General features: G+C 64.8%; 9 protein-coding genes. All 9 read left to right on the top strand.

Features of this window, described 5'->3' with window-relative positions; genetic code table 11:
- Window positions 1-10: 10 nt before the first annotated feature.
- The 9 genes from NKJ40_RS03245 (at window position 11) to addA (ending at window position 14,586) form a co-directional block, all read left to right on the top strand.
- Complete coding sequence (locus NKJ40_RS03245; protein ID WP_352464662.1) at window positions 11-457, top strand: HPr kinase/phosphorylase; 447 nt, start codon at window positions 11-13, stop codon at window positions 455-457.
- A 164-nt stretch (window positions 458-621) separates the two neighbouring features.
- Entirely contained in the window at window positions 622-1,023 is a 402-nt protein-coding gene (locus NKJ40_RS03240) for a PTS sugar transporter subunit IIA (RefSeq protein WP_254815942.1), read from the top strand.
- Window positions 1,020-1,316, top strand: a complete 297-nt coding sequence (locus tag NKJ40_RS03235) for an HPr family phosphocarrier protein (RefSeq protein ID WP_023677551.1) — start codon at window positions 1,020-1,022, stop codon at window positions 1,314-1,316. Before NKJ40_RS03240 ends, NKJ40_RS03235 begins: the two co-directional genes overlap by 4 nt.
- Window positions 1,317-1,472: 156 nt before the next feature.
- On the top strand, window positions 1,473-2,873 hold the full coding sequence (ahcY, locus tag NKJ40_RS03230) for an adenosylhomocysteinase (protein WP_352464660.1): 1,401 nt from the start codon (window positions 1,473-1,475) through the stop codon (window positions 2,871-2,873).
- A gap of 188 nt (window positions 2,874-3,061) precedes the next feature.
- Window positions 3,062-5,623 carry a sensor histidine kinase gene (locus tag NKJ40_RS03225; protein ID WP_352464658.1) on the top strand — a complete coding sequence of 854 codons (2,562 nt, stop codon included), beginning with the start codon at window positions 3,062-3,064 and terminating at the stop codon, window positions 5,621-5,623.
- 8 nt (window positions 5,624-5,631) lie between these two features.
- Window positions 5,632-7,143 (top strand): tRNA (adenosine(37)-N6)-threonylcarbamoyltransferase complex ATPase subunit type 1 TsaE, encoded by a 1,512-nt coding sequence (gene tsaE, locus NKJ40_RS03220; protein WP_352464657.1) that lies wholly within the window; start codon window positions 5,632-5,634, stop codon window positions 7,141-7,143.
- A gap of 56 nt (window positions 7,144-7,199) precedes the next feature.
- Window positions 7,200-7,943, top strand: a complete 744-nt coding sequence (locus NKJ40_RS03215; RefSeq protein ID WP_352464787.1) for a nucleotidyltransferase family protein — start codon at window positions 7,200-7,202, stop codon at window positions 7,941-7,943.
- Entirely contained in the window at window positions 7,940-11,077 is a 3,138-nt protein-coding gene (addB, locus tag NKJ40_RS03210) for a double-strand break repair protein AddB (protein WP_352464655.1), read from the top strand. Before NKJ40_RS03215 ends, addB begins: the two co-directional genes overlap by 4 nt.
- Window positions 11,074-14,586, top strand: coding sequence for a double-strand break repair helicase AddA (gene addA / locus NKJ40_RS03205; protein WP_352464653.1), 3,513 nt, complete (start codon window positions 11,074-11,076; stop codon window positions 14,584-14,586). Before addB ends, addA begins: the two co-directional genes overlap by 4 nt.
- Window positions 14,587-14,608 lie beyond the last annotated feature (22 nt).

Here is a 14,608-nt window from a genome sequence, read left to right as displayed (position 1 = left end):
TGGTCCTATTGTGCAGCCTGAAAATATTCACGGCACCGCGATCCTGATAGGTGATCGCGGCATTCTCATCACCGGACCGTCCGGCTTGGGCAAGACGACGCTGGCGCTCGCCTTGATCGATCATTGCAGCCAGCGCGGGCTGTTTTCCCGGCTGATCGGCGATGACCAGCTCTATGCCGCCGATTGCGAGGGGCGGCTGGTCTGCCGCGCACCAGCCAGCATAGCCGGCCTCGTCGAGGTGCCGGGATTCGGCCCCAAGCCGATACAGTTCGAGCCAAGCTGCGTGATCGACCTCATTATCCGGCTGGTGCCAGCCGGCAAAATGGCCCGCTTCCAGGAAGACTGGAGCGAACTCGTTTTCGGCGTACCAGTGCCGCGCATCGATCTTGCCGGGCGCAATGTCGCGGCGGCCTTGCCGGCAGTGATGTCGCGCCTGTCGATTGCGCCTTTCCTGTGATCCGATTTCGATTTTTTGCTGCAATGCGTCAAATTGGCCTGGGCCGGCGCAATTTTGGGCTTGTCAACGGGCCTTGCGTCGACAAGATAGCGCTCCCGCCACCTGGAACGGTCGGCGAGCATAAAATGCGCCTGTGAAGCGGCCATGACGGGAGCCACCAAAGAATGATCGGACTCGTGCTTGTAACGCACGGTCAACTGGCCGCCGAGTTCCGCAATGCGGTGGAACATGTCGTTGGGCCACAAGACAATTTCGAGACCGTGGCGATCGGTGCCGACGACGATATGGAACAGCGCCGCCGCGACATTATCGACGCAGTCGGCCGCGTCGATACGGGATCAGGCGTCATCGTTTTGACCGACATGTTCGGCGGCACGCCCTCCAACCTCGCCATTTCAGTGATGGAATCCGGCCGTATCGAGGTCATTGCCGGCATGAACCTGCCGATGCTGATCAAGCTGTCCAGCGTTCGCAAAGGCGACAACATGACGGCCGCGCTGGATGAGGCGCAGGCTGCCGGCCGCAAATACATCAATGTCGCCAGTCAGCTCCTGAGCAGTAAATGAGTGCGCTGTTGCCGGAAAAGGACAAGATCGTTCGCGACTTTCCGATCGTCAACCAGCGCGGCCTGCACGCGCGCGCCTCTGCCAAGTTCGTTCAAATTGCCAGCGGCTTCAACGCCACGGTCCAGGTCGAGAAGGACGGGGTCAAGGTCGGCGGCACCTCGATCATGGGTCTGATGATGCTGGCGGCGAGCCCCGGTTATTCGATCCGCGTCACCGCCACCGGCCCGGAGGCCGAAGAGGTCATCGATGCGCTGGAGCAACTGGTTGCTTCCCGTTTTGGCGAGGAATGCTGACGTGTTGGTCGCCGCTTAAGACATGCACGGATAAAGATTTCTTTATATCCCATTGTCGTCCGACTCTCGATCTGCTAGTCAGGCCGGCAACTCGCGCCCTCCGGCACGCCTTCGGGGCGGGCGCGTCCCGCAATCAATTCGCATCGGAGCACTGCCATGACGGGTAGCAAGGACTATGTGGTCGCAGACATCGCGCTTGCCGGCTGGGGCCGCAAGGAGATCGAGATCGCCGAAACCGAAATGCCGGGCCTGATGGCCTGCCGCGAGGAATTCGGTGACAAAAAGCCGCTCAAGGGCGCGCGCATCACCGGCTCGCTGCACATGACCATCCAGACGGCGGTGCTGATCGAAACGCTTAAGGCGCTCGGCGCCGATATCCGCTGGGCTTCCTGCAACATCTTCTCGACCCAGGACCACGCTGCCGCGGCCATTGCCGAGGCCGGAATTCCGGTGTTTGCCGTCAAGGGCGAGACGCTGGAGGATTATTGGGTCTACACCGACAAGATCTTCCAGTGGGCCGATGGCGGCACCTCCAACATGATCCTCGACGACGGTGGCGATGCCACCATGTACATCCTGATCGGCGCCCGCGCCGAGGCCGGCGAGGATGTGCTGTCCAATCCGGGCAGCGAAGAGGAAGAGATCCTGTTTGCCCAGATCAAGAAGCGCATGCAGGCATCGCCCGGCTTCTTCACCAAGCAGAAGGAAGCGATCCGCGGCGTCACCGAAGAGACGACGACCGGCGTCAACCGGCTCTATCAGTTGCAGAAAAAAGGCCTGCTGCCGTTCCCGGCGATCAACGTCAATGATTCCGTCACCAAGTCGAAATTCGACAACAAATATGGCTGCAAGGAATCGCTTGTCGACGGCATTCGCCGCGGCACCGACACGATGATGGCCGGCAAGGTCGCGGTCGTCTGCGGCTATGGCGACGTCGGCAAGGGCTCGTCGGCTTCGCTCAAGGGCGCCGGCGCCCGCGTCAAGGTCACCGAGGTCGATCCGATCTGCGCGCTGCAGGCGGCGATGGACGGTTTCGAGGTGGTCACGCTCGAAGACGCAGCGCCGACGGCCGACATCGTCATCACCACCACCGGCAACAAGGACGTCGTTACCCTCGAACACATGCGCCTGATGAAGGACATGGTGATCGTCGGCAACATCGGTCACTTCGACAACGAGATCCAGGTGGCGTCGCTGCGCAACCTGAAATGGACCAACATCAAGCCGCAGGTGGATATGATCACCTTCCCGGACGGCAAGCGGATGATCCTTTTGTCGGAAGGCCGTCTGCTCAACCTCGGCAACGCCACCGGCCACCCGAGCTTCGTCATGTCGGCGTCCTTCACTAACCAGGTGTTGGCCCAGATCGAGCTGTACACCAAGCCCGGTCAGTACGAAAACCAGGTCTATGTCCTGCCGAAGCATCTCGACGAAAAGGTCGCGCGCCTGCATCTCGACAAGCTCGGTGCCCGCCTGACCGAACTGTCCGGCGAACAGGCCGCCTATATCGGCGTCACTCCGCAGGGACCGTTCAAGCCGGAACACTACCGCTATTAACCACGGCGAAACTTACCACTAGATATTGAAGCCGGGCGATTGACTTTTCGCCCGGCTTTATTTTTGCGCTGATTGATTCTTCACGCCGATTCGCGCAAGCGCTATGGTGCTGATTCGCGGTCCGGGGACGAGGCCCGGGCGCACGCATCAGGGCGGTCTTGCATTCAGGCGGCGAAGAGGACCAAGACATGCCGGGGGATAACCCGCCTTGCGCGGGACAGGCCGTTTCCGGCGGCCATAACGATTCAATCACGGGCTCCGCTGCCAGAGGCGGCAGCCTTTTATGGCGTGCCGGCAGCCGTGTCGGGGTGCTGCTTGCTTCTTCCGCGCTGGTTGGTCCGCTGCTTGGCTTTACTGCACATGCCCAAACCCGCGTGGCGCAAAAGGCCGGGCTGTCGGTCAGCACGGTCGAGGTCATGCAACTCGCCATGTTCGTCGGCGTCATGGGGGCGGCATTGCTATCGGCCATCTTTCTGATCCGCGAAAGGGCGCGCACCTCGGCGGAAAATGCCGAGCTCAGGACCCGCATCGCCGACGTTAATGCCGCGCTGCAGCGCTCGGAAGCGCTGCTCCATTCCCGCGATCAGCGCGTGGTCGTATGGGCCGCCGAGAACAAGAAACCAGAGCTTGTCGGGACATTGCCGATCGAGAGCGGCGCGCCAGAGGACCGGGCGGCCTTCCTGGCTTTCGGACGCTGGCTGATGCCGCGTTCGGCGGCCGCACTCGAACATGCCGTCGCAGCGCTGCGGGACAAGGCAAAGCCCTTCGATCTGGTCATCGAATCGCAGGCCGGCCAGCCGCTCGAGGTTCACGGCCGCAAGAGTGCGGCGCATGTATTAGTTCGCTTCGTCTCGCTGTCGGAGACACAGCGAAGCCAGGCCAGGCTGAAGATCGAGAACCAGCGCTTAGCCGCCGACCATGAGACGCTGATCGGCCTTCTGGATGCGCTCAAGATGCCATCATGGCTGCGCACCGTCGACGGGCGGCTGAAATGGGTCAACCGGGCCTATGCCGAAGCGGTCGAGGCCGAGAATGCCGAAGCGGCGGTCCGTGACGGCAAGGAATTCCTCGGCGGCCAGGCGCGCGACACGATCGCTGCGCAGCACAAGTCGCACCCCGTCTTCGAACAGGCGCTCTCCACGGTGATCGAAGGCGACCGGCGTATGTTTGCCGTGACCGACTTTGCCGGGGCGGATGGTTCGGCTGGTCTTGCCTGCGACATCAGCGCCATCGAGGCCATTCGCGGCGAGTATGAGCGGACCGTGCAGAGCCACGCCGATACGCTCGATCAGCTCAACACTGCCGTGGCGATTTTCGATACCGACGAGAAATTGCGGTTTTTCAATCAGGCGTTCCAGAAACTATGGGGCCTCGACAGCGGCTTCCTGCACAGCGCGCCGGACAACGCCTTGCTGCTCGATCGCCTGCGCAGCGAAGGCAAGATTGCCGAGCAGCCCGAATGGCGGCGCTGGAAAGAGAGCTTGCTCGGCGCTTACCGCGCGGTTGAATCGCAGGAGCATTGGTGGCATCTGCCGGACGGCAAGACCATTCGCGTCGTCGCCAACCCGCAGCCCAAGGGCGGCGTGACCTGGGTGTTCGAGAATTTGACCGAGAAGATGGACCTTGAAAGCCGCTACCAGACCGCCGTCCGGGTTCAGGGTGAGACGCTCGACAACCTTGCCGAAGGCGTCGCTGTGTTCGGTCCCGACGGCAGGCTGAGATTGTCCAACCCGGCCTTCGCGGCACTGTGGGGGCTGGATGCCGATGCCTCAAAACCCAACGTCCATGTCTCGACGATCCGCGACCTTTGCGACCGGCGTGCCGTCGACAGTCCGTGGGGCGGGTTCGTTGCCGCCATCACCGGCTTCGACGACGAGCGCCGCGACCGCCACGGCCAAACCGAATTGAACAACGGCACTGTTTTGCGCTACGCCGTCATCCCTTTGCCCAACGGCCAGGTGATGATGACCTTCGTCGACGTTACCGACAGCGTCAATGTCGAGCGGGCGCTGAAGGACAAGAATGAGGCGCTGCAAAAGTCCGACCAGATCAAGAATGAATTCGTGCAGCACGTCTCATATGAGCTGCGCTCGCCACTAACCAACATCATCGGCTTTACCGAGCTTCTTTCACTGCCGTCGACTGGTCCGCTGAACCAGAAGCAACGCGAATATATCGGGCATGTCGGCTCGTCCTCCTCGGTCCTTCTCACCATCGTCAACGACATCCTCGATCTGGCGACGGTGGATGCCGGCATCATGGAACTCGACATTTCCGAAGTTCACATCGATCGAACCATTACGGCCGCCGCCGAACTGGTCGCCGACCGGCTGGAGGAACATGCGATCAAGCTTAGGATCGACGCGGCTGCCGCGCCGAAAACCTTCCATGGCGACGAGATCCGCGTCCGTCAGATACTCTACAATCTGCTTAGCAATGCCGCCAATTACGCGCCGGAGGCGAGCACCATAACGCTCGCCTGCCGCCAGCTTGCCAACGGCGTGGAATTTTCCGTTCACGATGACGGTCCCGGCATGCCGCCGGACCTGCTTGACTCCGTGTTCCGGCGCTTCGAGCCGCGCACCAATGGCGGCCGCCGCCGTGGCGCCGGGCTCGGCCTGTCGATCGTCAAGAGCTTTGTCGAACTGCATGGCGGCAGCGTCCGCATCGAGACCGGCAGGGATAAGGGCACCACGGTTGTTTGCGCCTTTCCCGACACGCCGTCCGGCATCCGCGCGGCGGCCGAGTAGCGCGTTCGATGGCGGTATTGGTGCTGGAGCGTCTTCTCGCCGACGAGGCTGCGACGGCAAGGCTCGGCGAGGATCTCGCCATGTCGCTGCGCATCGGCGACGTGCTCGCTCTCAAGGGCGATCTCGGCGCCGGCAAATCGACCTTGGCACGGGCGCTGATCAGGGCATTGGCCGACGATGCCGGCCTCGACGTGCCGAGCCCGACCTTCACCCTGGTCCAGAGCTACGACGCGCGTGTGCCGGTCCATCATTTCGATCTCTACCGCCTGGGCACGGCATCCGAGCTGGACGAGATGGGCTTCGACGAGGCGCTGACGCAAGGGGCTGCACTGGTCGAATGGCCGGAGCGGGCAGAGGCATATTTGCCGAAAACCTCGGTGCTGGTCGAACTTCTCCAGCAGGGCGACGGCCGACTGGCGAGACTGTCGGGAGAGGGCGCCGCCTTCGAGCGCGCGGCGCGATCGCTGGCGATGCGCGATTTTCTCGGCCAGGCCGGTTGGGGCGAGGCGCAGCGGCGATATTTCATCGGCGATGCCTCGGCTCGCTCCTACGAGATCGTCACGCTTGCCGGCTTTCCGCCGCGCGTGCTGATGAACTCGCCAAGGCTGGTGCTCGGACCGCCAGTCCGCGACGGCAAACCCTATGCCGAGATCGCCCACACCGCGCAATCCGTTTCGGCTTTCGTGGCCATCGACCGGGCCTTGCGGGCCGGCGGTGTCAGCGTCCCGGAAATCCATGACCAGGACCTCGACCAGGGTTTTCTCCTGCTGGAACATCTCGGTTCCCAAGGGTTTCTGGACAAGCGCGGCCAGCCGGTGGCCGAGCGTTATGCGGCGGCGGCCGAACTGCTTGCCATGATGCACGGCAAAACATGGCCGGCCCGCATGCCGGCCGGCCCCGGCGTCTTCCACGAGGTGCCGCCTTTCGACCGCGACGCCATGATGATCGAGGCCGAATTGCTGGTCGACTGGTATGTCCCGGCGATATCAGGCGCTCCGCCAAGCGAGGCGCTGCGCGCCGGTTACCGCAGCGAATGGAATGCGGTGCTCGATCGGCTCGAAGGGCGCGAATACACGCTTATGTTGCGCGACTTCCATTCGCCCAACCTGATCTGGCGCGCTGACCGTTCCGGTCACGATCGCCTCGGCGTCGTCGATGTCCAGGACGCGCTGATCGGACCGTCCGCCTACGACGTCGCGTCGCTCGCCATGGACGCGCGCGTCACCATTTCACCCGAAATCGAAAAGCACACGCTCGCCGCCTATATCGCCGCGCGACGCGCCGCCGGCGCCTTCGACGAGAACGAATTCCGCGAAACCTATGCAATCATGGCCGCACAGCGCAATTCCAAGATCCTCGGCATTTTCGTGCGGCTCGAAAAACGTGACGGCAAGCCTTATTATCTGAAGCATCTGCCGCGTATCCGCGATTATCTTCGCCGGGCGCTGGCGCATCCGGCGCTGGCCGGGCTGCAGGATTTCTACATCGCCCACGGCTTGCTGGAGGAACGCTCGATTTGACGGCTAAGGATTTGGGCCTGAAGGCGTCGGATGAGCAGCCGATGCCGACGACCGCCATGGTGCTCGCCGCCGGGCTCGGCAAGCGCATGCGGCCGATCACCGACACCATGCCGAAGCCGCTGGTCAAGATCGCCGGCAAGACATTGCTCGACTGGGGGCTGGACTGCCTAGCCGAAGCCGGCGTCGCCAAGGCCGTCGTCAACGTCCATTACCTGCCGCAACAGATCGTGGACCATGTAGCCCGCCGCAGTGCGCCGAGAATCGTCATCTCGGATGAGAGCAGCGGCCTGCTCGACTCTGCCGGCGGTATCGTCAAGGCATTGCCCAGCTTAGGGGCGCCCTTCTATGTGCTTAACGCGGACACCTTCTGGATCGACAGCGGCGTTTCCAATGTCAGGCGACTTGCCCTTGCATGGGAGGGCGCGACAATGGACATTCTGCTGATGCTTGCGGATCTCCAGTCGGCAACCGGACATAGCGGCGGCACCGATTTCCTGATGGCGCCGGATGGCGCCTTGCGGCGTGCGAACAACGATCCGGCCGGCCTGATCTATGCCGGCGCCGCAATCATCCATCCGCGCATCTTCAAGGATGCGCCGGCCGGTCCACACTCTCTCAACGCCTATTTCGATGCGGCAATCGCCGCCGGCCGCCTGTTCGGCATGACGATGCGTGGCCACTGGATCACTGTCGGCACACCTGACGCGATCCCGCGGGCGGAAGCAGCGGTCGCCGCTGCGCTTGCCGGCACGCCCGATGCTCTTGCTGAGGCACCCGGCGCTCTTACCGAGTCGAAATGAGCGGCTCCCGCCGCGTTTTCTCGATCCCGCCCGGAGCGCCGTTCCTGCCGACGCTGGCCGAGGCGCTGCTTGCAGGGCGCCTGGTTCCCGGCTTTGCCTATGATGGCGATCCGCTGGTGCTGGCCGATCTCACCATCTATGTGCCGACGCGCCGTGCGGCGCGGGCGCTTCGCGGCGTCTTCGTCGATGCTCTCTCGCGCTCGGGAAGCCGCTCGGCGATCCTGCCGGTCATCCGCCCGCTTGGCGAGTTCGATGAAGATGAAGCCGCCTTCGAGGCAGGAGCTTCGGCCGCCATCGACCTTGCGCCGCCGATCGCCGCGGTAGAGCGTCTTCTGCTGCTTGCGCCGCTGGTGCGGGCGTGGAAACGGCGCCTGCCGGCACATGTCGCGGCATTGTTCGACGAGGAGATAGTCATCCCGGCCTCCGCCGCCGATGCCATCTGGCTGGCGCGCGACCTTGCACGCCTGATGGATGAGATCGAGACCGAAGGCACGGATTGGGCAAGGCTCGCCGACCTTGTAACCGGCAATCTTGCAGGCTGGTGGCAGGTGACGCTCGATTTCCTGAGCATCGTGACCGAGAACTGGCCAAAGCTGCTCGAGGAACGCCATCGCTCCAATCCGGCCGCGCATCGTAATGCCCTGATAAGGCTGGAGGCGGCGCGGCTGAAGCGTAGTCCTCCGGCCGGACCGGTGATCGCCGCCGGTTCCACCGGCTCCATTCCCGCTACCGCCGAGCTGCTTGCCGTGATCGCCGGTCTGCCCAATGGCGCCGTTGTGCTGCCCGGGCTCGACCGGGCGCTGGACGAGCCGTCCTTTACCGCGATCACCACACCGGGCGCGCGCCCGGCCCTGCTTGGCCACCCGCAATACGGCCTGGCAAAGTTGATCGGCAAGATCGGCGTGCCGCGCGCCGATGTCGAGGAGATCGCTGTTGCGCCGCGACCGCTTGCGCTGCGCGCCGCACTTGTCGGCGAAGCGCTGCGGCCGGCGGAGACTACCGAGCTGTGGGCGCAGACGCGCGCCCGCTTTACGGCCGGCGATATTGCCGAGGCCTTCGCCGATGTGACGCTTCTCGAAGCGGCCAGTGAACGCGACGAAGCTGTGGCGATCGCCGTCGCGCTCAAACAGGCCGTCGAACAGCCCGGCCAGCGCGCCGCACTCGTCACCGGCGACCGTGCTCTGGCGCGGCGCGTCGCGGTTGAGCTGTTGCGCTTCGGCGTTGCCGCCGACGATTCCGGCGGCACGCCGCTCATCAACACGCCAGCCGCCAGCCTGCTCAGGCTGGCGCTTCAGGCAGCCTTCCGCCCCGGCGACCCCGTCGCCCTGCTGTCGCTGCTCAAGCATCCGCTGCTTGGCCTCGGCCTGGAGCGGGCAAGCGTGCGCCATGCGGCCGAGATCGTCGAACTCGTGGGGCTGCGCGGCGGCACAGGGCGTCCGGACGTGGCGTCGCTGCCGCAGCTCTTCGACACCCGGCTCCTCGAATTCGACGGCGGCGGCAATCGCCGCCCGCCTTTCTGGCGATCGCGCCTCTCGGTCAGGCGCATTGAGCAGGCCCGCGACCTGCTGATCCGGCTGACGGCCGCGCTGGCGCCGCTGGTTGCTTTTCGAGGCGAGGAGAATGCCGATCTTGCCACGCTTGTGCGCGCCAGTGTCGACGTGCTCGAAAGCCTCGGACGCGCTGCTGACGGCAGCCTTGGCGAGCTCTATGCCGGCGATGCCGGCGAAAAGCTTGCCGAACTCTTGCGCGGTCTGGTCGCGGCCTCGGTGTCGTTCTCCTTCGCCGCTGACGAATGGCCTGACGTGATGGAGGCGCTGATCGCGCCCGAGACGGTCAAGCCGGCGCAGGGCACCGACAGGAACATCGCCATCTGGGGCGTGCTGGAAGCGCGGCTTCAGGACGTCGATACGCTGGTCGTCGGCGGGCTCAACGAAGGCGTGTGGCCGCGCAAGCCGGAGAGTGACCGCTTCATGTCGCGGCTGATGAAGACCGGCATCGATCTTGAACCGCCGGAGCGGCGCATCGGCCTTGCCGCCCATGATTTCCAGATGGCCATGGGCGCCAAAAAAGTGGTGCTGGCTCGCTCCGCCCGTTCCGGCGACGCTCCGTCGGTGCCGTCGCGCTGGCTGCAGCGTATCCTTACCTTCGTCGGCGAGGACCATTCTGCGGCACTTCGCCGGCGCGGCGATGAACTGCTTGCCTGGGCCCGTGCGCTCGATGCCGGCGAAAAGCAGGACTTTGCGCCGCGGCCGCAGCCGAAACCGCCGCTCGCCGCACGGCCGCACCACTTCTCGGTCACCGAAATCGAAACGCTACGTCGCGATCCCTATGCGGTCTATGCCAGAAGGATACTCGGCCTGATGCCGCTCGATCCGGTCATTCGCGATCCGGGCGCCGCCGAGCGCGGCACGCTGTTTCACGCCATTCTCCACTTGTTCTCGCGGACGGTGGCCGACCCGCGCGCGCCGGAGGCGCTGGACGGGCTCATCGCCGCCGGCCGCTCCTGCTTTGCCGACGCGGCCCTGCCCGCCGATGTCGAGGCGGTGTGGTGGCCACGCTTCGAAAAGCTTGCCGCCGGCATCATCGAATGGGAGCGCGGCCGGGCCGCAGCCGTGGCACGGCGGCACGCCGAGGAACGCGCCGAAAAGACCGGTGTCGGCCGATCCGGCGTGACCCTGTCCGGCTATGCCGATCGCATCGATCTGCTGGCTGGCGGAATGGCCGACATCCTCGACTACAAGACCGGCTCGTCGCCATCGAAGGCGCAGGCGCACACGCTGCTCGCGCCGCAACTGGCGCTGGAGGGCGCGCTGCTCAGGCGCGGCGCTTTTGCGGAGCTTGGCGCGCGTGAGCCGTCGCAACTGGCCTTCGTGCGGCTGAAGCCGAATGGCGAGGTGTTCGAGGAATCGATCCTCGAATACAACCGCAAGCCGCGAACCGCCGCCGATCTTGCCGAAGAGGCGTGGGCGCGGCTGGAAAAACTGCTGATCCACTATGCCGATCCGGCGACTGGCTATCTGTCGCGGGCGCTGCCGTTCCGCGAGGGTGAGACCGACGGCGACTACGACCATCTCGCCCGCGTGCTCGAATGGTCCGCCGGCGGCGACGCCGATGACGAGGGAGGGGAGGCGTGAAGAAGGCCTATCCCATTCCGAGCGACACCGCCGCCAGCCAAGCGAGTGCCTCCGACCCGCGAAATTCCGCCTGGGTGTCGGCCAACGCCGGATCGGGCAAGACCCATGTGCTCGCCCAGCGCGTCATCCGGCTTTTGCTGCGCGGCACCGATCCGTCCAAGATCCTGTGCCTGACCTATACGCGTGCCGCCGCCGCCAACATGTCCAACCGGGTGTTTTCCACCCTGTCGCAATGGACGGCGCTTGGCGATGCCGAGCTCGCGGGACGGATAGAGGCGCTGGACGGCCGCCAGCCCGACCGCGAAACCATGCGCCGGGCGCGGCGGTTGTTTGCCGAGGCGCTGGAAACGCCGGGCGGGCTGAAGATCCAGACCATCCACGCCTTCTGCGAATCGGTGCTGCATCAGTTCCCGCTGGAAGCCAATATCCCGGCGCATTTCGAAATGCTTGATCCACAGATGGAGGCTTCGCTGTTTGCCGCCGCCCGCCGCGACATGATTTCGGGCGGCGTTGCAGGCGATGCGGCATTGGCCGAGGCCTTCGCCACCGTGCTGGAGCGCGGTGGCGAACATGGGCTCGACGCACTGCTGGCCGAGATCGTGCGCAAGCGCGATGGTTTGCGTGCGTTCATCTCCGCAGCCGGCGGCCATGGTTTTCAGGCGCTGTTCGACGAGTTTCAGTTTCGCGCCGGCCAGACCGCCGAAGGCATAGCCGCCTCGGTCTGGCCGCTGCCCGGCTTCCTGCCGGATTATCTCGTCACTTTTTCACGGGCGGCCGAGGCCGCCGATGCGCGCATCGTGCTGAACAATCTCTTGCCATACGCCCGTCTTGCCTTCGCCGAGGAGCATCCGGTCCGTCGCCTGAATTTGCTCTCCAAGGCTTTCCTGAGGGCCGACGGCGAGCCTTACGATCCGGCAAAGACGTTTAAAAGGGCATTGCTTGACCGGCTGCCCGATCTTGCCGAACGTTATCTGGCGGCGGTCGACGCCATTCTCGAAATCTCCGACCGGCTGGCCTTGTTCAGGATGCTGGATGGCACGCGTGCCGCGCTGACCATCGCCGACTGGCTGATCGCCCGCTACGAGCAATTGAAGCGCGCCCGCGGCTTCCTCGACTTCAACGACCTGATCACCCGCACGGTCAATCTACTGGCGCGGCCCGACGCCGGCCCATGGGTGCAGTACAAGCTCGACCAGGGCATCGACCACATCCTCCTCGACGAGGCGCAGGACACCAGTCCCGACCAGTGGGAGGTGGTCAAGCGGATGGCGGAGGAGTTCTTTGCCGGGCTCGGCGCACGCGACGCCGTCCACCGCACCATCTTTGCGGTCGGCGACGAAAAGCAGTCGATCTATTCCTTCCAGGGAGCCGCCCCGGATTCCTTTGCCGACAGCCGGCTTTTGTTTGCCGGCAAAGTTAGATCTGCCGCCGCCGCCTTCGCCGATCTCAAGCTGACCTGGTCGTTCCGCTCGACCGAGGATGTTCTTGCCGCCGTCGACCGGGTCTTTGCCGACCCGAACGTGCGGCGCGGCATCAGCCACGATCCTGATCCGCTCGACCACAAGGCGATCCGCACCGATGCGCCGGGTCATGTCGAGGTCTGGCCGTCGCTCGGCGCCGACGTCGTCGACGAACCAGACGATTGGACGCAAGCGGTCGACCATGCCCACGCGCCGGCAGTTCGCGTCGCTGAAAACGTCGCAGCGACCATTGCCGGCTGGATCGGCGGCGGCGAGGTCATCGAAGGGCGTGGCAAGAAACTCCGCCCCGGCGACGTGCTGGTGCTGGTGCGCAAACGCGATCGCTTCGTCCATGCGCTGACGCGGGCGCTGAAGCGCCGCGACATTCCGGTGGCCGGCGCCGACCGGCTCAGCCTGCCCGGCCACATCGCGGTGAAAGACCTGATCGCACTTGGCCATTTTCTCATCCAGCCCGAGGACGATCTGTCGCTGGCCGCCGTGCTGCGCAGCCCGATCTTCGATGTCTCGGAAGAGCAGCTTTTCGCGCTTGCTGCTGAGAGGCCGCCGGGCGTCTCGCTGATCGCCTCGCTGCGCCGGCATGCCGGCGAAAGCGATGCGTTGGCCGCCGTAGTCAGCCGGATCGACACATGGTCGAACGAAGCCGCATTCAAGCCGGTGTTCGAATTCTATGCCGCGGCTCTCGCCCGCGACGGCCTGCGCAAGAAGATGATCGCGCGGCTCGGGCCGGAGGCCGGCGATATCCTCGACGAATTTCTGAATTTCTGCCTGGCCGAGGAGCGAACCGGCCTGCCAGGGCTGGAATCCTTCCTGTCGACGCTGGAAAACGCCGGCCCCGAGATCAAGCGCGAAATGGACCAGACCCGCGACGAGGTTCGCGTCATGACCGTGCATGCCGCCAAAGGCCTGGAAGCGCCGGTGGTATTCCTCGTCGATGGCGGTTCCGCGCCGTTCAGCGACCAGCATCTGCCGAGATTGATGCCGTTCGAAGGCTCGGGCGACTGCTGGGAGGGCAAGGGCTATCTCTGGCGCTCGGGCGGCGATGTCGCCAATGGATTTTCACGCGCCGCATCGGCCCGCGCCCGCGAGCTCGCCGACGACGAATACCGCCGGCTGCTCTATGTCGGCATGACCCGCGCCGAGGATCGGCTGATCGTCTGCGGCTACCATGGCAAGCGGGCGCCGAATACCGGCACCTGGCATTCGATCGTCAGCCGCGCACTGGTCGGTGCCGCGGAGAGCGAAGAACGCCGGCATCGCGCCACTGGCGAGACCGTGCATCGTTTCCAGGTGACGAAGCTGCCGCCCATGCCACTGGCGGCAGTGGATGAGGCACGACAGGCGGAACGCTTTGCGCCACTGCCTGAAACCCTGTTCCGGCCTCTGCCGCCCTTCGAGGAATTGCCGCGGCCGCTCTCGCCGTCCGGCGCCTCGGTGCTGATCGACGAGGCGCGGCAAGCGGTGGCCGACACGCGTTCGCCGGTACTGGATGCCGACGCCGAGCCCGGCTTTGCCGTCATGCGCGGGCTGGCGCTGCACAAATTGCTGCAGATGCTGCCCGGGATCGCCGAGGGAGAACGCCGGGATGCCGCCGAACGCTATCTGGCAAGAGCCGGCGCGGAATGGCCCGACGACGAGCGCGACAAGGCCTTGGCTGGCGTTTTCAGAATTCTTGCCGACAGCCGCTTTGCGCCGCTGTTTGCACCAAACTCGCGCGCTGAAGTCGCCATCATGGGCAGCCTGGGAGTGAGGGGCAAACTGCGCTCGATTTCCGGCAAGATCGACCGGCTGGCAGTGACGCCGGACAAGGTTTCGATCGTCGACTACAAGACCAATCGGCCAGCGCCGGCTACGCTCGCCGAAGTGCCGCAGGCCTATGTATTGCAGCTCGCACTCTATCGCGCGCTGCTTCAGCCGCTCTATCCGGGACGCGAGGTCTCGGCGGCGCTGCTGTTCACCGAGGCGCCGCGGCTGATCGAGCTGCCGGCGGCGGCCATGGACGACGCGCTTGCTAGACTCACGGGAGCGTGACACAACACTTGCTTGAACACGG

The organism is Mesorhizobium sp. M0119, from assembly GCF_040322615.1.
Lineage (GTDB): Bacteria > Pseudomonadota > Alphaproteobacteria > Rhizobiales > Rhizobiaceae > Mesorhizobium.
Note: the sequence above shows the minus strand (reverse complement) of the source record. Positions and strands in the feature narration are given on the sequence as shown.

Excerpts from the sequence above, each read along its gene's own strand:
- NKJ40_RS03240 (WP_254815942.1), top strand. The coding sequence starts at position 622 with ATGATCGGACTCGTGCTTGTAACGCACGGTCAACTGGCCGCCGAGTTC.
- NKJ40_RS03235 (WP_023677551.1), top strand. The coding sequence starts at position 1,020 with ATGAGTGCGCTGTTGCCGGAAAAGGACAAGATCGTTCGCGACTTTCCG.
- ahcY (WP_352464660.1), top strand. The coding sequence starts at position 1,473 with ATGACGGGTAGCAAGGACTATGTGGTCGCAGACATCGCGCTTGCCGGC.
- NKJ40_RS03225 (WP_352464658.1), top strand. The coding sequence starts at position 3,062 with ATGCCGGGGGATAACCCGCCTTGCGCGGGACAGGCCGTTTCCGGCGGC.
- tsaE (WP_352464657.1), top strand. The coding sequence starts at position 5,632 with ATGGCGGTATTGGTGCTGGAGCGTCTTCTCGCCGACGAGGCTGCGACG.
- NKJ40_RS03215 (WP_352464787.1), top strand. The coding sequence starts at position 7,200 with ATGGTGCTCGCCGCCGGGCTCGGCAAGCGCATGCGGCCGATCACCGAC.
- addB (WP_352464655.1), top strand. The coding sequence starts at position 7,940 with ATGAGCGGCTCCCGCCGCGTTTTCTCGATCCCGCCCGGAGCGCCGTTC.